Annotated in this window: 15 protein-coding genes; 4 read left to right on the forward strand and 11 right to left on the reverse strand. The window is 72.0% G+C overall.

Translation table 11 applies throughout. The features are described from left to right. Positions 1-146 precede the first annotated feature (146 nt). The gene (locus AB0J02_RS08560) at positions 147-479 is read right to left on the reverse strand and encodes an RRXRR domain-containing protein (RefSeq protein WP_363192829.1); all 333 of its coding nucleotides are present in this window, start codon (positions 477-479) and stop codon (positions 147-149) included. A gap of 121 nt (positions 480-600) precedes the next feature. Here AB0J02_RS08560 and AB0J02_RS08565 point away from each other — a divergent pair, with 121 nt between their 5' ends. Further along, a complete protein-coding gene (locus AB0J02_RS08565) occupies positions 601-1980 on the forward strand; it encodes a PAS domain-containing protein (RefSeq protein ID WP_363192830.1) in 1380 nt (459 codons plus the stop codon). A gap of 32 nt (positions 1981-2012) precedes the next feature. Here the strand turns inward: AB0J02_RS08565 and AB0J02_RS08570 are convergent, their stop codons facing one another. Next, complete coding sequence (locus AB0J02_RS08570; RefSeq protein ID WP_363192831.1) at positions 2013-2777, reverse strand: SIS domain-containing protein; 765 nt, start codon at positions 2775-2777, stop codon at positions 2013-2015. Between the two features lie 213 nt (positions 2778-2990). Between AB0J02_RS08570 and AB0J02_RS08575 the strand changes: the two genes are divergently transcribed. Both AB0J02_RS08575 and AB0J02_RS08580 read left to right on the forward strand, forming a co-directional pair. After that, the gene (locus AB0J02_RS08575; protein WP_363192832.1) at positions 2991-3683 is read left to right on the forward strand and encodes a metal-dependent transcriptional regulator; all 693 of its coding nucleotides are present in this window, start codon (positions 2991-2993) and stop codon (positions 3681-3683) included. A gap of 495 nt (positions 3684-4178) precedes the next feature. Next, complete coding sequence (locus AB0J02_RS08580) at positions 4179-5042, forward strand: alpha/beta hydrolase (protein ID WP_363192833.1); 864 nt, start codon at positions 4179-4181, stop codon at positions 5040-5042. Positions 5043-5057: 15 nt separating this feature from the next. Here the strand turns inward: AB0J02_RS08580 and pdxH are convergent, their stop codons facing one another. Continuing rightward, entirely contained in the window at positions 5058-5696 is a 639-nt protein-coding gene (pdxH, locus tag AB0J02_RS08585; RefSeq protein ID WP_363193039.1) for a pyridoxamine 5'-phosphate oxidase, read from the reverse strand. Between the two features lie 367 nt (positions 5697-6063). On the opposite strand from pdxH, the gene AB0J02_RS08590 reads away from it, so the two are divergent. Next, positions 6064-7191, forward strand: coding sequence for a citrate synthase 2 (locus tag AB0J02_RS08590; RefSeq protein ID WP_363192834.1), 1128 nt, complete (start codon positions 6064-6066; stop codon positions 7189-7191). Positions 7192-7442: 251 nt separating this feature from the next. On the opposite strand, the gene AB0J02_RS08595 is transcribed toward AB0J02_RS08590, so the two are convergent. Genes AB0J02_RS08595 through AB0J02_RS08630 form a run of 8 tightly spaced genes read right to left on the reverse strand, consistent with a single transcriptional unit; the run spans position 7443 to position 17547 of the window. After that, on the reverse strand, positions 7443-8054 hold the full coding sequence (locus tag AB0J02_RS08595) for a TetR/AcrR family transcriptional regulator (RefSeq protein ID WP_363192835.1): 612 nt from the start codon (positions 8052-8054) through the stop codon (positions 7443-7445). After that, positions 8042-8785, reverse strand: coding sequence for an enoyl-CoA hydratase family protein (locus AB0J02_RS08600; RefSeq protein WP_363192836.1), 744 nt, complete (start codon positions 8783-8785; stop codon positions 8042-8044). The genes AB0J02_RS08595 and AB0J02_RS08600 overlap by 13 nt, the downstream gene beginning before the upstream one ends. Further along, complete coding sequence (locus AB0J02_RS08605) at positions 8785-10356, reverse strand: 4-coumarate--CoA ligase family protein (protein ID WP_363192837.1); 1572 nt, start codon at positions 10354-10356, stop codon at positions 8785-8787. The genes AB0J02_RS08600 and AB0J02_RS08605 overlap by 1 nt, the downstream gene beginning before the upstream one ends. Before the next feature lie 38 nt (positions 10357-10394). Next, entirely contained in the window at positions 10395-11567 is a 1173-nt protein-coding gene (locus AB0J02_RS08610; RefSeq protein ID WP_363192838.1) for an acyl-CoA dehydrogenase family protein, read from the reverse strand. Continuing rightward, on the reverse strand, positions 11564-13447 hold the full coding sequence (locus AB0J02_RS08615; RefSeq protein ID WP_363192839.1) for a biotin carboxylase N-terminal domain-containing protein: 1884 nt from the start codon (positions 13445-13447) through the stop codon (positions 11564-11566). The genes AB0J02_RS08610 and AB0J02_RS08615 overlap by 4 nt, the downstream gene beginning before the upstream one ends. A 7-nt stretch (positions 13448-13454) precedes the next feature. After that, complete coding sequence (locus AB0J02_RS08620) at positions 13455-15053, reverse strand: carboxyl transferase domain-containing protein (RefSeq protein WP_363192840.1); 1599 nt, start codon at positions 15051-15053, stop codon at positions 13455-13457. Then, the gene (locus tag AB0J02_RS08625) at positions 15050-16753 is read right to left on the reverse strand and encodes an acyclic terpene utilization AtuA family protein (protein WP_363192841.1); all 1704 of its coding nucleotides are present in this window, start codon (positions 16751-16753) and stop codon (positions 15050-15052) included. The genes AB0J02_RS08620 and AB0J02_RS08625 overlap by 4 nt, the downstream gene beginning before the upstream one ends. Then, positions 16750-17547, reverse strand: coding sequence for a TIGR03084 family metal-binding protein (locus AB0J02_RS08630; protein ID WP_363192842.1), 798 nt, complete (start codon positions 17545-17547; stop codon positions 16750-16752). Before AB0J02_RS08630 ends, AB0J02_RS08625 begins: the two co-directional genes overlap by 4 nt. Positions 17548-17626: the final 79 nt, after the last annotated feature.

Consider the following 17626-nt stretch of genomic DNA (forward strand, 5'->3'; position numbering starts at 1 on the left):
CGACACACGTGCTGGTCCGACGCCGAATCCGAGACGCGACGACGGGCCGCTAGCCCGCAGTCACCTCAGACGTCCGGTGTGCATACATGCTCCGAACCACCTCCTCTCCTCTGTGCAGCACAGCCTAGGAACCGGTACGACAGCTCTCAACCGGTTTTTCGCGGCCTTGGGAAACCCGCCTCCTGCCGGAGGCCGTGGCCGTAGCCCCGCTGGACGAGGCCGGCCTCGGACTCGGAGTGGGTTCGGTCCCGCAGACGGATGGTGAACGGGACCTGCCGCGCGACCACGGCTCGCTCCTTGCCCAGAAGCTCGCGAGCGCGCGCAGGGTGACAGGGCATCAGCGGCCGCCCTTCCCTGGCCAGTACGAACACCCGGCCGGTGTGACGCCGACGGGATCCGCTGGTGGCCTCTCTTCTTGTGGGACAGGGCGGCTCGTAGGGGTGGTTGCCGCAGGATGCATGCTGGTGGGGTGAGCTCATCGGATTCTGCAAAGTTGACCGAACTCCGTGTGGGATGCGTCACGTTCGAGTTGAATGATCTGAAGCAGTACGGAGACTGCGCGGTATTCGTAGCGCCGACACAGCCTGCAGGGGGTGCCAGGTGAGTGCTTCCCGGCGTAGTGGGACCACCGATGCGCTCGGGCCCGACGAGCCCGAGCCGGACGGGGCCGATCTGCTGGCCGCGTTGCTGGACGGGATGGATGCCGCGCTGTGCGCTTTCGATGCCGATGGGGTCGTGACCCATTGGAATCGGGAGGCCGAGCGGATTCTGGGCTGGACGGCCGAGGAGGCCGTGGGGCGGACCGGGTTCGCGGGGTGGGCCGTGCGGTCGGCCGACGCGGTCGAGGTGCAGGAGCGGTTGCTGGCCGCCATGCACGCGCCGGGGCGGCAGGTGAACGAGTTCGCCCTGGTGACCAAGGACGGGGGGCGGGTTCTCGTCCGTACGCAGTCCGCCGCCGTCCGGGCTCCCGACGGCAAGCCCGCCGGGGTGTACTGCGCCTTCAGTGAGGTGCACACGCAGATCGATCTGGAGCGGTCCATCGCGCTGAGCGAGGCGCTGTTCGAGGACGCCGCGTGGGGTGTGGTGCTGGTCGACGCGGATCTGCGGCCCGCCGTGGTGAACGCGCACGCCGCGCGGGCCCTGAACTCCGGGCGCAGCGCCGTGCTCGGGCGCCCGCTGGGGGATCTGATCTCCCAGGGCGTGGAGGAGCTGGAGAGCGCGCTCACGCATGTGCTGTCGGAGGGTGCGCCGCCTTCGCCCACGGAGGTGTGGGTGACGCTGCGGCTGACCGGTGAGAGCGGTGCGCGGCAGGAGCGCAGGTGCTGGCGGAGCGGGTTCGTGCGGCTGGCGTCGCCGCTGGCCGAGGAGCCGGTGCCGCTGGGCGTCGGCTGGCTGTTCCAGGACGTGACGGAGGCCAAGCAGATCGAGCAGGAGGCCGCGACGCTGCGGTTCCGGACGCATCAGCTGCACCGGGCGGCGCGGGCCGCCGCCGAGTGCGAGGATCCGGCCGAGGCGGCGACGGTGCATCTGGATTTCGCGCTGGCCGGGTTCGCCGACCACGCAGTGATCGACCTGGTGGAGAACGAGGAGCCGCTGCGTCTCGTGCGTGCCGCCGCTACGCCGTCGGGCGCACCCGGGCCCAGCCTGCTGGTGCCGCGGGGCGCGCTGCCGGTGCGGTACGGGGAGGGGCATCCGGCGGTGCAGTGTGTGGAGCGGGCGGGTTCGGTGCGGTCCGCTGCGCCGGAGCCGGCGGGGGCCGGTGCCGGGGAGTGGGCGGCGGCCCGGCAGTGGCCCGAGGGGTCCGTGTACGCGCTGTGCGCGGTGTTGCGCAGCCGGGGGCGGACGCTGGGGGTGGTGACGTTCCTGCGGGGCGTCAGCCGGGCCGGGTTCGAGCGCGGGGACGCGATGTACGCGGAGAGCGTGGCCGTACGGATCGCCGCTCTGGTGGATCTGGCGGCCCTCGGTTCGGCCGGGGCCTGAGGGCCGCTCCCGGTCGCCGTACGGGGCGCGGCTCAGTGCTGGTAGAAGATGCGGTCGCGGTACTCGGCGAAGACCTTGGCGTTCCAGTCGTGGCCGCCGTCGACGTTCCCGGAGCGGAGCAGGGGCGGCTGGATGCCGCGGTCGGCGAGGGAGGTGGCGCAGGTGGCGAGTGTGGCCTGCATGACGGCGCTGGTGGTGACGGTGGAGGCGGAGGCGAAGGGGGCGTCGATCCCTTCGTGGCCGAGTTCCGCGTCGCCCACGTCGATCTTGGAGTCCAGGACGATGTCGCAGTGGTCGCGCAGGTACGTGCCGGAGGAGTGGCGGGAGGCGGGGGCGTCGGGTCCGGTGGCGTAGGCGAGGGAGGTCACGCCGATGACCTTGAGGCCGAGCGCGCGGGCGTTCATGGCCATCTCCACGGGGAGCGCGTTGCGGCCGGAGAGGGAGATGATGACGAGGGCGTCGCCGGCCGTGGCGGGGCTGGAGTCCAGGACCGCGGCGGCCAGGCCGTCGACCCGCTCCAGGGCGGAGCCGAGGGTGGCCGGCATGACGTCCACGCCCACGGCGCCGGGGACGGCGAGCAGGTTCATCAGCGCGAGGCTGCCCGCGCGGTAGACGACGTCCTGTGCGGCGAGCGAGGAGTGGCCGGCGCCGAAGGCGAAGAGGCGGCCGCCCGCGACGACGGTGTCGGCGAGCAGGGTGCCGGCCGCGGTGATGTTCTCCGTCTCCTCGTCGCGGACCCGCTGGAGCAGGCCGATCGCGGTGTCGAGGTACTGCGTGACCGGCTTGCTCTCGCGCATCGGCGTAGCCCCCTGAGTCGTGGTGTCGCGGATCACGGTGCGGTCTGGACCTGGGCTGTGTCAATACGGTCAAGGGCCCGCGGGGCCGCTGTTTTCCCGGCGCGGGACGGTTGTCAGTGGGATGCGTCAGAATTGGGGGCAGGGCCAGCGCATTAGCGACGCGGCGAGCCAGCGGAGCTGCTGCGGAGCAGAAGAGCTACACGAGGGGCACGTATGTCCGGACTGATCGACACCACGGAGATGTACCTCCGCACCATCCTCGAGCTCGAAGAGGAAGGTGTGGTCCCCATGCGCGCCCGGATCGCCGAGCGGCTCGACCAGAGCGGCCCGACGGTCAGCCAGACCGTGGCCCGTATGGAGCGGGACGGCCTGGTGGCCGTCGCCGCCGACCGGCACCTGGAGCTGACCGACGAGGGACGCAGGCTCGCCACGCGCGTGATGCGCAAGCACCGGCTCGCCGAGTGTCTGCTGGTCGACGTGATCGGCCTGGAGTGGGAGCAGGTGCACGCGGAGGCGTGTCGCTGGGAGCACGTGATGAGTGAGGCGGTGGAGAGGCGCGTCCTGGAGCTGCTGCGGCACCCGACCGAGTCGCCGTACGGGAACCCCATTCCGGGGCTGGAGGAGCTGGGCGAGAAGGACAGGGCGGACCCGTTCCTGGACGAGGGCATGGTCTCCCTCGCCGATCTGGACGCGGGCGCGGACGGCAAGACGGTCGTCGTGCGGCGTATCGGGGAGCCGATCCAGACGGACGCGCAGCTGATGTACACGCTGCGTCGTGCGGGGGTGCAGCCCGGTTCGGTGGTCAGTGTGACGCAGTCGCCGGGTGGCGTCCTGGTGGGCAGCAGCGGGGAGGCGGCGGAGCTGGAGGCGGATGTCGCCTCGCATGTCTTCGTCGCCAAGCGCTGAACCTTCCCCGGCGGTGTCAACCGCCGTGACGGGCAGGGCAGTTGCCCCGCCCCCGTGCGCCCGGCACATGCACCCAGAAAGCACGATTCACTGCGCAGAACCGCAGCGGCGGGGCGTTCTGCGTGCAAGGCTGTCGCGTGAGGCATATGACCGGAGGGGCCAGGTATGGACCACGGTACGGACCACCTGCCGTTCGAGACGCGACGATGCCGGGGAGTGCGGGAAGCAGAGGACCCCGGCGCCTTGCGGCGCCGGGGCCTGCCCTCCCCTGTTCCGACCCGGAGCCCCGAGCTCCCAGGGTCGTCCCCAGCGGACCGATTTCCCCGAGCGGTCCGCCTCCCGAGGAAGAGATCCCCTCGGCGACGCAGGTCATTCCTTGAGCTCTGTCACTCAAATGAGGGGTGTTGTCCGAGAGCGCCACGTTCTCGAAAAAAGGTTCGATAGCGTGCGCGGGTACGCGACTGCAGGCGCGACCACAAGGGGGTGCCGGGGCCTATGGCGCGGCGCATCGACGTGACCGGAGCGGGCGGGGTCCGCCTGGCCGCCTGGGAGTTCGCCGACCCGCCCAAGACGGGCGACGGCGGGCGGACCCCCGGAGTCCTGTTACTGCACGGCCTGATGGGCCGGGCGTCCCACTGGGCCGGTACCGCGCGCTGGCTGGCCGAGCGGCACCGGGCGGTCGCCCTGGACCAGCGGGGGCACGGGCAGAGCGACAAGCCCCCGCAGGGGCCGTTCGACCGGGAGGCGTACGTGCTGGACGCGGAGGCCGCCCTGGTCCAGCTGGGACTCGAACCCGCGGTGCTGATCGGGCACTCGATGGGCGCGCTGACGGCCTGGCAGCTCGCCGCCCGCCGCCCGGACCTGGTGCGGGGTCTCGTCATCTGCGACATGCGGGCCTCGGCGCTCGGCGCCGCCTCCCAGCGGGAGTGGGAGGACTGGTTCAAGTCCTGGCCGCTGCCCTTCACGACGCTCGCCGACGTACGGAAGTGGTTCGGGGAGGACGATCCCTGGGTGGAGCGGACCAATCCGGCACGCGGGGAGTTCTACGCCGAGGTGATGACCGGGTCCACCGACGGCTGGCGCCCGGTGTTCTCGCGGCGCCAGATGCTCCAGGCCAGGTCGACGTGGGTGTACGACGCGCACTGGGAGGAGCTGACCGCCGTGCAGTGCCCGACGCTCGTCGTACGGGGCCTCGACGGGGAGCTGGGGCGGGCGGAGGCGCAGGAGATGGTCCGCGTGCTGCCCCGCGGCGAGTACGCGGAGGTGGCCGACGCGGGCCATCTGGTCCACTACGACCAGCCCGAGGCGTGGCGCGCGGCGATCGAACCGTTCCTGGACGGGGTGCTGGCCGAGCTGTGACGCGCGGCCGGCCGCTCAGGGGGCGAGCCGCTCGGTCCGCCAGGTGCCCGCTCCCGCCGCGGTGTACCGCAGCCGGTCGTGCAGCCGGTTCTCGCGGCCCTGCCAGAACTCCACGGTCTGCGGGGTGACCCGGAAACCGCCCCAGTGCGGCGGCACCGGAACCGCCGAGCCGGGCGGATAGCGGCGGGCCAGCTCCGCGTACGACGCGTCGAGTTCGTCCCGGCCCGACAGCACCGACGACTGCGCGCTGGCCCACGCCCCCAGCTGCGACCCGTGCGGCCGCGACCGGAAGTACGCCGCCGTCTCCTCCCGGGACGTACGCGCGGCCGTCCCGGTGACGAGGACCTGCCGGCTCATCGGGTGCCAGGGGAAGAGCAGCGCGACGTGCGGGTTGGCGGCCAGGTCGCGGGCCTTGCGGGAGCCGTAGTTGGTGTAGAAGACGAAGCCCTCGTCGTCGTACGACTTCAGCAGTACCGTGCGGGAACCGGGCCGGCCCTCGGCGTCCGCGGTGGAGACGACCATCGCGTTCGGTTCGGCGCACGGGGAGCCGGGCGCCGCCGCCTGTTTGAACCAGCGCGTGAACTGCTCCATGGGGTGCGCGGGGAGATCGGCCTCCAGGAGACCTCCGTCGTGGCTGCGGTACTGCTCCCGCATCACGGCGGGATCGGGTACGCGACCGTCGAACTCCGGGCGGCCTGCGGGGTCTGCGTGGTCGTCGTGGGCGCTCACGGCGTCATCCTGCCGCACCCGGCGGCCCCGAGGTGAAACATGGCACTCAGTGCCGCAAGCTCTCGCCATTCGTGGCACTGAGGGTTATCGTCCAGAGGCCGAAACGATGCCGAAACAGATCCCGGATCGGTTGGGGTGATCCCGCGTCCTACGGGGCATCACCGGGGTGACCGACCCGGAGCGCGAGTCGTGCGAGACCGCGCATCCACTACTCCAGAGTCGCGAAAGAGCCAGCACAGCAGCGAGCACGCACAGTCCAGTTCCCCGTCCCCGCATGCAGAGGAGCCGCCTGATGTCCGACCCCGGCTTTGACCCCGGCTTTGACCCCGGCTTTGTACCTGGCCTCGAAGGAGTCGTCGCGTTCGAGACGGAGATCGCCGAACCCGACAAGGAGGGCGGCGCCCTGCGGTACCGGGGCGTCGACATCGAGGATCTGGTCGGCCATGTGTCGTTCGGGAACGTCTGGGGGCTGCTCGTCGACGGCTCCTTCGACCCCGGACTGCCGCCGGCCGAGCCGTTCCCGATCCCCGTCCACTCCGGCGACATCCGCGTCGACGTGCAGTCGGCGCTCGCCATGCTGGCCCCCGTGTGGGGCCTGAAACCCCTCCTCGACATCGACGAGGAGCAGGCCCGCGACGACCTCGCCAGGGCCGCCGTCATGGCCCTCTCCTACGTCGCGCAGTCCGCCCGCGGGCAGGGCGTCGCGATGGTGCCGCAGAGCGAGATCGACAAGGCGCAGTCCGTCGTCGAGCGGTTCATGATCCGCTGGCGCGGCGAGCCCGACCCCAAGCACGTCGCGGCCGTCGACGCGTACTGGACGAGCGCGGCCGAGCACGGCATGAACGCCTCGACCTTCACCGCCCGGGTCATCGCCTCGACCGGCGCGGACGTCGCCGCCGCGCTCTCCGGTGCCGTCGGCGCCATGTCCGGGCCGCTGCACGGCGGCGCTCCCTCCCGCGTCCTCGGCATGATCGAGGAGATCGAGCGGACCGGGGACGCCGAGGGCTTCGTCCGCAAGGCGCTCGACAAGGGCGAACGGCTGATGGGCTTCGGGCACCGCGTGTACCGGGCCGAGGACCCGCGGGCGCGGGTGCTCCGCAGGACCGCGCGTGAACTGGGCGCTCCCCGCTTCGAGGTCGCCGAGGCCCTGGAGAAGGCCGCGCTGGCCGAGCTGCACGCGCGCCGGCCCGACCGGGTGCTCGCCACCAACGTGGAGTTCTGGGCGGCGATCGTGCTCGACTTCGCCGAGGTCCCGGCCCATATGTTCACTTCGATGTTCACGTGTGCGCGGACCGCCGGTTGGAGTGCGCATGTTCTTGAGCAGAAGCGGACGGGGCGGCTGGTTCGTCCCTCGGCCCGGTATGTGGGGCCGGGTTCACGTTCCCCGCGCGACATCAGCGGCTTCGCCGGGATCGCCTAGCAGCTCGGGGGGTCCCCTTCGTTGGCGGCTGCGGGCCGGTGGGGGCCGGTCGCGCAGTTCCCCGCGCCCCTGGAGGCATGCGGCTTCGCCGCGCCTCCAGGCCTGAGGCGGCGCACGAAGTGCGCACCTCAGGGGCGCGGGGAACTGCGCGAGAAGCCCCACCGGCCCGCGGACGCACGACCTCCCAGGGGCGCGGGGAACTGCGCGACCAGCCCCCACCGGCCCGCAGCCGGTGAACAACCGGGCGGCGCCTACGGCGAAAGCGCCCCGTCCACAATCCCGGTCCACGCGGAGACGACCCGCTCGCGCCGCGCAGCGTCGTCCGTCAACAGATTGGCGAGACCCAGCCCCCGCCCCATGTCCAGCAACCCCTGCACGACCTCCCGCACCCCGGGCACGGACTCATCCGCACCGAGCAGCCGTACGGCGATCCGGTGGGTCTCCCGGCCGACCCGCGCCTCCAGCTCCGCGACCCGGCCGCCCAGCGCGGGCTCGTTCGACGCGGCGACCCACAGGTGCAGCGCCGCGCGGAACAGCGGGCCCGTGTAGAGGTCGACGAGGGCGGCGACCGCCTCGGCCCGGCCTTGCGGGCGCAGGGCGCGCAGGGCCGTGGAGCGTTCCTCGGCGACGTACTCGACGGCGGCGGTGAACAGGTCCTCACGGGTCGGGAAGTGGTGCTGGGCCGCACCGCGCGAGACCCCGGCGTGTTCGGCGACGACGGAGACCGTGGAGCCGGACCAGCCGTGCTCGGCGAGGCACGCCACGGCGGACTCCAGGAGCTTTTGCCGGGTGGCGCGCGAGCGGTCCTGTTTCGGCGACGTCGCGGCTCGCGCGTTCGCTGCACGTGGGGTCACAACACCCATGCGGGGTCCCGTCGTTCGAGAAAGGCGGTCATCCCTTCGCGGGCCTGGGAGGAGCCGAACAGCCGCGCCGACAGCGCTGTCAGCGACTCCGCGTCCCGGTCGAAGGCTTCCAGGACCTTAACCGTGAGCAGTTGTTTCGTCTCGGCCAGGCCCTGCGGGGAGGCCTTGCGCAGCCCGTCGAGGACCGGTCCGAGGGCCTGGTCCACGTCCGGTCCGGCCACGGTCACGAGCCCGATGCGCGCCGCCTCCGCCGCGTCGAACCTCTCCCCGGTCAGGTAGTAGCGGGCGACCGCGCGCGGGTCCAGGCGGGGCAGCAGCGGCAGGGAGATCACGGCGGGGGTGACCCCGATGCGCACCTCGGTGAAGGCGAACGTCGACGCCGAGGCGGCCGCCGCGATGTCGCAGGCGCCCAGCAGGCCGAGGCCGCCCGCTCGTACGTGCCCGTCGACCCGCGCGACCACGGGTTCGCGCAGCTCGACGATCTGCCGGAGCAGCCCCACCAGCGTGTCCGGGTCCGGGGGGTCGCGCAGGTCGGCGCCCGCGCAGAACGTGCCGCCGGTGTGGGTGAGGACCACGGCGCGTACGTCGTCGTCCTTGCCGGCGCGGGCGAGCCGCTCGGTGAGTTCGCCGACGAGGGCCGTGGAGAGCGCGTTGCGGTTGGCGGGCGAGTCGAGGGTGAGGGTGGTGACGCCGCGCGAATGCGCGTGGTGGACCAGGTTCGTGGCGGACATCAGCTCTCCCTCAGTTGGCGGCGCAGGATCTTCCCCGATGCCGCGCGCGGCACCTCCCCGACGAACGCCACGCGGCGGATCTTCTTGTACGGGGCGACGCGTTCGGCGACGTACGCCATGACGTCCTCGGCGGTGAGGCCCGTGCCCCCTTCGGTGCGCACGACGAACGCCTTCGGGATCTCGTTGCCGTCGCCGTCGAGCACCCCGATGACGGCCGCGTCGGCGATGCCGTCGTGGGTGAGCAGCAGGGCCTCCAGGTCGGCGGGGGCGACCTGGAACCCCTTGTACTTGATGAGTTCCTTGACCCGGTCGACGACGAACAGCCAGCCGTCGCCGTCCACTTGGCCGACGTCCCCGGTGTGCAGCCAGCCGTCGCGGTCGATCATGTCGTCGGTGGCCTGCGAACGGCCGAGGTAGCCCTTCATGACCTGCGGGCCGCGGATGAGGACCTCTCCGGGTTCGCCGGGGGCCACCTCCTTCGCCGGGTCGTCCAGGGACAGCAGCCGCATCTCGGTGGACGCGATGAGCTTGCCGACGGTGCCCGGCGGCGCGTCCTCGGCGTTCAGGGGGACGACGTGGGTGCCCGGCGAGAGTTCCGTCATGCCGTACGCCTGCCCGACGGGCGGCAGGCCGAGGCGGCGCGAGCAGGCCAGGGCGAGTTCGGCGTCCAGGGGCGCCGCCGCGCTGATGATGTACTCCAGCGACGACAGGTCGTAGCCCTCCACGGCCGGGTGTTTGGCGAGGGCGAGGACGATCGGCGGGGCCACGTACAGGGCGTTGATGCGGTGTTTCTCGATCGCGGCGAGGAACGTGTCGAGGTCGAAGCGGGGCAGGACGACGACGGTGGCGCCCTGCCGGAGCGGGGCGTTCATCAGCGCGGTCAGGCCGTAGATGTGGAAGAAGGGCAGGACGGCGAGGATGCGGTCGCCGGGGCCCATCGGGATGAGGGGTTCCAGCTGCGAGAGGTTCGTGGCGATGTTGCGGTGGGTGAGCATGACGCCCTTGGGGACGCCGGTGGTGCCCGACGAGTAGGGGAGCGCGGCCACGTCCTCGGCCGGGTCGAGCGCGACGGCCGGCTCCGGGGCGCTCGTAGCGAGCATGTCGAGCAGCGAGTGGTGGCCGCTCTGGCCCGCCGGGTCGCAGACGAATATCTCCCTTACTCCGCCCGCGAGTTCGGCCGCCGCGCGGGCCGGGGCGAGCAGCGGGGTGACGGTGACGATCCAGCTCGCAGCGGAGTCCCGCAGCTGTTTCGCGAACTCCTCCGGCGTGGCCAGCGGGTGCACCGTCGTCACGGAGGCGCCGGCGCGGGTGGCGCCGTAGAAGGCCACCGGGTAGGCGACGGTGTTGGGGCTGTGCAGGGCGACGACGTCACCCTTGCGGACACCGGCCTCGGCGAGACCGGCGGCCACTCTGCGGTGGAACCGGTCGAGCTGGGCGTACGTGAGGGTCGTGCCGGCCACTCCGTCGACGAGTGCGGGGGTGTCACCGCGGGCGGCGGCACCCCCGAGCACGGCGTCGTGAATGGGCTCGTCGACGACGGCTACGTCTTCGTACTCACTCCGGTACACCATGCTGAACTCCTCGTCGGCGGAAGGCAGTCAGGCGGTTCTCAGTACGACTTGGGCAGTCCCAGGGTCTGGTGGGACACATAGTTGAGAATCATTTCCCGGCTGACCGGGGCGATACGCGCGACGCGTGAGCCGGTGATGAGAGAGGCGAGGCCGAATTCGCGGGTGAGACCGTTGCCGCCGAGCGTGTGCACGGCCTGGTCGACGGCGCTCACGCAGGCCTCGGCGGCCGCGTACTTGGCCATGTTGGCGGCCTCACCGGCCCCGATGTCGTCGCCGGCGTCGTACAGGCGGGCCGCCTTCTGCATCATCAGGCGGGCCAGTTCCAGTTCGATGTGGGCCTGGGCGAGGGGGTGGGCGATGGCCTGGTGGGCGCCGATGGGGGCCCGCCACACGGTGCGTTCGCGGGCGTAGTCGACGGCACGGTTCAGGGCGTAGCGGCCCATGCCGATGGCGAACGCGGCGGTCATCACGCGCTCCGGGTTGAGCCCGGCGAACAGCTGGAGCAGGCCCGCGTCCTCGTCACCCACGAGAGCGTCGGCGGGCAGCCGCACGTCGTCAAGGGTCAGCTCGAACTGCTTCTCCGGAGCCTGGAGTTCCATGTCGATCCGGCGTCGCTCGAAGCCCGGGGTGTCGCGCTCCACGATGAAGAGGCAGGGCTTGAGGTTCCCGGTGCGGGCGTCCGACGTGCGGCCCACGATGAGGGTGGCGTCGGCGATGTCGACGCCCGAGATGAACACCTTGCGGCCGGTCAGCACCCAGGAGCCGTCGTCGTCCCTGCGGGCGGTGGTGGTGATCCGGTGCGAGTTGGATCCGGCGTCGGGTTCGGTGATGCCGAAGGCCATGGTGCGGCTGCCGTCGGCGAGCCCCGGCAGCCAGGCCCGCTTCTGCTCCTCGGTGCCGAAGCGGGAGATCACGGTGCCGCAGATCGCGGGCGAGACGACCATCATGAGCAGCGGCGAGCCGGCGGCCCCCAACTCCTCAAGCACTATGGAGAGTTCGGCGATACCGCCGCCTCCTCCGCCGTACTCCTCGGGGAGGTTGACGCCGAGATAGCCGAGCTTGGCGGCCTCGGACCACAGCTCCTCGGGGTGCCCCTCGGCCGCGGTGATCCTGGCCATGTAGTCGCGGCCGAACCGCTTGCCGAGTGCGGCGACGGCGGCGCGCAGCGCCTGGTGCTCTTCGGTCTCGAGAACGGTGCCGACAGTGCTCATGCGGACGTTTCCTCCACGGCTTCCTCGACTTCCACGGCTTTCACGACTACGGCCAACAGGGAACCGACCTCGACCTGGTGGCCGACGGCGGCGTGCAGAGCGGTGAGCGTTCCGGAGGCGGGGGAAGAGATGCGGTGCTCCATCTTCATGGCCTCCAGCCAGATCAGGGGCTGCCCGGCGGTCACGGCGGCGCCCTCGGCGAGCCCTTCGGCGACGCGGACGACGGTGCCGGGCATCGGGGCGAGCAGGGAGCCGGGGGCGCGCTGCTCGCTCGGGTCGGTGAAGCGGGGCAGGGCGGTGAGCGCGGTGCCGTTCACGTACACCCGGTCTCCGTAGGTGGCGACCGTGAACTTCCTTCGCACACCCGCGACTTCGAGTACGACGAGGCGGGGTGAGGCGTGCACGACGCGTACGTCCCCGTCGGCTTCGAGGCCGGTGCGGGTGTGCCGGTAGCGGACCTCGTGCTCGGTGCCGTCCGGTTCGCTGCGATAGCTCCGGACCTGTGGTTGTGAGGGGACGTTGCGGAAGCCGCCGAACCGGTGTCCGCGGGCGCCCGCGAGTGCGGCGGCCAGCGGCGCGTACGGGTCCGGTTCCGGGGTGGTCAGCTCGGCGAGATACCGGTCGTAGAACCCGGTGTCCATGCGGCCGTCCGCGTACTCGGGGTGGCTCAGGGAGCGTACGAGCAGGTCGCGGTTGGTGACCGGGCCGTGCACCTCGGCGCGTTCCAGGGCCCCGGCGAGGGCGCGGACGGCGGCGGCACGGGTGGGCGCGTACGCGACGACCTTGGCGAGCATGGCGTCGTAGTGCACGCCGATGGTGTCGCCGTCGGCGTACCCGGTGTCGAGCCTCACCCCCTCCGGCACGGCCAGGCGGTGCAGGGTCCCGGTCTGCGGGGCGAACCCGGCGGCCGGGTCCTCGGCGTACAGGCGGGCCTCGACGGCGTGCCCGCGCGGGCCCGGCGGCTCCTCGTCGAGCGCCTCGCCTTCGGCGATCCGCAGTTGCAGCGCGACCAGGTCGATGCCGAACACGGCCTCGGTGACGGGGTGTTCGACCTGGAGGCGGGTGTTCATCTCCAGGAAGTGCGCGGTGTCACCGGCGACGAGGAACTCCACGGTCCCGGCGCCCACATAGCCGGTGGCCCGCACCGCCTTCTCGGCCCACTCACGTACTCGGGCGTCCACTTCAGCTGTGAGCCCGGGTGCGGGCGCCTCCTCGATCACCTTCTGGTGTCTGCGTTGCAATGAGCAGTCGCGCGTGCCCAGCACCCACACGGTGCCGTGCGTGTCGCCGAGCACCTGCACCTCGACGTGCCGTCCGCCCTCCAGGTACGGCTCGACGAACACCTCGCCGTCCCCGAAAGCGGACAGCGCCTCGGCGCGGGCCGCCTCCCATTCCGCACCCAGATCGGCGAGTTCGCGTACGACACGCATGCCGCGGCCACCACCACCGGCGGCGGCCTTCACGAGGACCGGCAGATCGCTCTCGGTGACCTCGCCGAGCGGTGCGATGCCCATCAGCTGCTTGGCGCGCGTCTTGGAGGCCATCGCCTCGATCGCCTCGGGCGGCGGCCCGATCCAGACGAGTCCGGCGTCGGTGACGGCGCGCGCGAACGCGGCGTTCTCGGAGAGGAACCCGTAGCCGGGGTGGACGGCGTCGGCGCCCGCGTCCAGGGCGGCCTTCACCACGAGGTCGGCGCGCAGGTAGGTCTCGGCGGGCGTGGCGCCCGGCAGGCGCACGGCGAGGTCGGCCTCGCGCACGTGCAGCGCGCCCGCGTCCGGGTCCGAGTGCAGGGCGACCGTGCGTATGCCCAGCTCACGGCAGGTACGGAAGACGCGGCAGGCGATCTCGCCACGGTTGGCGACAAGAACGGAGGAGATCACGTGAGGCTCACATCCTGAAGACGCCGAAGCCGCCGCGGGCGCCCTCGTACGGTGCGGTGTGCAGGGCGGACAGGCAGATGCCGAGGACGGTGCGGGTGTCGCGCGGGTCGATGACGCCGTCGTCGTAGAGCCGTCCGGACAGGAACATCGGCAGCGACTCCGACTCGATCTGCTGCTCCACCATGGCGCGCAGCGCGGCGTCCGCGTCGTCGTCGTACGGCTGCCCCTTGGCCGCGGCGGACTGCCGCGCCACGATCGAGAGGACGCCCGCGAGCTGCTGGGGCCCCATGACGGCGGATTTGGCGCTGGGCCAGGCGAACAGGAAGCGGGGGTCGTAGGCGCGCCCGCACATGCCGTAGTGCCCGGCGCCGTACGAGGCGCCCATGAGGACGGACAGGTGGGGGACGCGTGAGTTGGAGACGGCGTTGATCATCATCGAGCCGTGCTTGATGATGCCGCCCTGCTCGTACTCCTTGCCGACCATGTAGCCGGTGGTGTTGTGCAGGAAGAGCAGCGGAATGTCCCGCTGGTTCGCCAACTGGATGAACTGCGCGGCCTTTTGGGACTCCTCACTGAAGAGCACCCCTTGCGCGTTGGCGAGAATCCCGACGGGATAGCCGTGCAGGGCCGCCCAGCCGGTGACGAGGCTCGCGCCGTACAGCGGCTTGAACTCGTCGAAGTCGGAGCCGTCGACGATCCGGGCGACGACCTCGCGCGGGTCGAACGGCACCTTCAGGTCCTCGGGCACGATCCCGAGCAGCTCCTCGGGGTCGTACTTGGGCTCCTCCGCCACCCGCGGATCGGCGTACGCCTTGCGGTGGTTGAGGCGGGCGACGACGCGGCGCGCCTGCCGGACCGCGTCCTGCTCGTCGACGGCGAAGTAGTCGGCGAGGCCGGAGGTGCGGGCGTGCATCTCGGCGCCGCCGAGCGATTCGTCGTCGCTCTCCTCGCCGGTCGCCATCTTCACCAGCGGCGGCCCGCCGAGGAAGACCTTGGCCTTCTCCTTCACCATGATCACGTGGTCGGACATGCCGGGGATGTACGCGCCGCCGGCCGTGGAGTTGCCGAAGACGACGGCGACCGTGGGGATACCGGCGGCGGAGAGCCGCGTGATGTCGCGGAAGATCCCGCCGCCCGGGATGAAGATCTCCTTCTGCGAGGGCAGGTCGGCGCCGCCGGACTCCACCAGCGATATGCACGGCAGTCGGTTGGCGAAGGCGATCTCGTTGGCACGCAGGGCCTTCTTCAGGGACCACGGGTTGCTGGCGCCGCCGCGCACGGTCGGATCGTTGGCGGTGATCAGGCACTCCACGCCCTCGACGACACCGATGCCGGTGACGAGGGAGGCGCCCACGGTGTAGTCGCTCCCCCACGCGGCGAGCGGCGACAGCTCCAGGAAGGGCGTGTCGGGGTCGACGAGCAGCTCGATCCGCTCGCGGGCCAGCAGTTTGCCGCGCTTGCGGTGCCTTTGTACGTACTTCTCGCCGCCCCCGGCCAGCGCTTTCGCGTGCTCGGCGTCGAGCGCGGCGAGCTTGTCGAGGAGGGCCGCGCGGTGGGCGGCGTAGTCGTCGGACCGGGTGTCCAGGGCGCTAGCCAGGACGGTCACAGCAGAGCCTCCGGTATGTCGAGGTGGCGGGAGCGCAGCCATTCGCCGAGCCCCTTGGCCTGCGGGTCGAAGCGGGCCTGCGCGGCGACGCCCTCGCCGAGGAGGCCCTCGACGGTGAAGTTCAGGGCGCGGAGGTGGGGCAGGACGTGCCGTGTCACGGCGAAGTCGGCGGTCTCCGGGAGGAGTTGGTGCAACAGGTCGACGGTGAGGGTGTGGGCCAGCCACGGCCAGCCGGCTTCGCTCGTGGTCCATACGCCGATGTTGGCGTCCCCGCCCTTGTCACCGCTGCGGGCTCCGACGAGGTGACCGAGGGGCGCGCGGCGGGTGGGTCCGGCCGGTGGTTCCGCGGGGAGGACGGGTTCGTCGACGGGAGCCAGTTCCTGTGTGGCGCCCTCGTACGGCGGTACGGGGTGCCGCTCGCCGTCCGGCAGGACAGCGACGTGCGGGACGTCTTCACGCGGGACGTACGCGGCCTCGAAGACGCCGTACGGGGAGCCCTTGCCGGGCGGCGCGGTGACGTGGAACCCGGGGTAGGACCCGAGTGCCAGCTCCACGGCGGCCCCGCTCAGCGCGCGCCCGACCGCGTCCTGGTCCTGGTCCCGTACGACGAGCCGCAGCAGGGCGCTGGCGGTCTCCTCCGTGTCGGCGTCGCCCCGGTCGGTCCTGGCCAGCTCCCAACGAACGTCGCTCGGCCGCGACTTGGCCCTGCCCAGCGCTTCGTCCATCTGCTGCCGGACCAGCTCGGCCTTGGCCTCGATGTCGAGCCCGGTGAGCACGAAGACGACCTCGTTGCGGAACCCGCCGAGCCGGTTCAGGCCGACCTTGAGGGTGGGCGGCGGCGCCTCGCCGCGGACGCCGTGGATACGGACGCGGTCGGCGCCGGCCTCCTCCAGCCGTACCGAGTCGAGCCGGACGGTGACGTCGGGCCCGGCGTACCGGGCGCCCCCGGTCTCGTACAGCAGTTGGGCGGTGACGGTGCCGAGGTCGACGAGGCCGCCGGTGCCGGGGTGCTTGCCGATGACGGCGGACCCGTCCTCGTGGATCTCGGCGAGAGGGAAGCCGGGGCGGCCCAACCTCTGCGCGTGCGCGGCGAATTGGGAGTAGTTGCCGCCGGTGGCCTGGGTGCCGCACTCCAGGACGTGCCCGGCGACGACGGCCCCGGCGAGCCGGTCGTACGCGTCGGGGGCCCAGCCGAAGTGCCAGGCGGCGGGCCCGCTGACCAGGGCGGCGTCGGTGACGCGGCCGGTGACCACGATGTCGGCGCCGGCCTCCAGGCAGGCGGCGATTCCGGTGCCGCCGAGGTAGGCGTTGGCGGTGAGGGCGCCGGGGAAGCGCCCGGTGCCGAGCAGGTCGTCGCCCTCGACGTGGGCGACGCGTACGGGGAGGTTCAGTTCGGCGGCCAACTCCCGTACGGCAGCGGCGAGTCCGGCGGGGTTGAGTCCCCCGGCATTGGCGACGATCTTGACTCCCCGCTCCACGGCGAGCCCGAGACACTCCTCCAGCTGCCGCAGGAATGTACGGGCATAGCCGCGCCCGGGGTCCTTGAGGCGGTCGCGGCCGAGGATCAGCATGGTCAGCTCGGCGAGATAGTCACCGGTGAGGACATCGAGCGGCCCGTCGCCCAGCATCTCCTTCATGGCGTCGAACCGGTCGCCGTAGAACCCGGACGCGTTGCCGATCCGCAGCGGCGGCCGGCTCATGCGGCGGACCCCTTCGGCGCGCGGCCCTGGCCGGGCGGCCCGGCGAAGGCCTGCGCGATGTCGAGCCAGCGGTCGGCGTCGGGACCTTCGGCGCGTACGGCGAGGTCGTCGCGGTGGGCGCGCTGGGTGACGAGGAGACAGAAGTCGAGGGCGGGCCCGGAGACACGCTGTGCGGCACCCTCGGGCCCGTACGTCCACAACTCACCGCTCGGCCCGAGGAGTTCGATGCGGAACTCTCCCTCGGGGGCCGTGACTCCGTGCACGGCGAAGGCGAAGTCCCGGGCGCGCACGCCGATCCGGGCGACATGCCGCAACCGGCCGGAGGGCGGCCGCACGACACCGAGCGCCTCCGCGACGTCTTCGCCATGGGCCCAGGTCTCCATGAGGCGCCCGGTGGCCATGGACGCGGCGGACATCGGCGGTCCGTACCAGGGGAACTTGGCCTTCGTCGCGGCGGCGCCCCGCAACACCTTCTGCAACTCCTCGCGCCCGTCCCGCCATTGGGCCAGCAGCGCCGCGGGCTCCTGGGCGGCGCCCTCGTCGGCGCCGTCGTCCACGAACGAATCCGGCGCGGCGATCGCCTTGGCGACCTCCCCGGCGAACGCGTCCGGGTCCCCCATGGCGAGCAGCGCGGCGCGGTCGGTCCAGGCGAGGTGGGCGATCTGGTGGGCGACGGTCCAGCGCGGGGCGGGAGTCGGCGCGGCCCACCGCTCGGGCGGCAAGTCCCGTACGAGTGCGTCCAGTTGCAGACTCTCGGCCCGCAGATCGTCGAACACGACCAGCGTTTCGGACACGGTGCGCTCCCCTCGGGGCACGGCGGTGTGCGGCGTGTTCGGAGCATGGCAGCGGGGCTGGAAACAATCAAGCATGCTT

Origin of the sequence: Streptomyces sp. NPDC050264, assembly GCF_040655895.1 — a bacterium.
Taxonomy (GTDB): Bacteria; Actinomycetota; Actinomycetes; order Streptomycetales; family Streptomycetaceae; genus Streptomyces.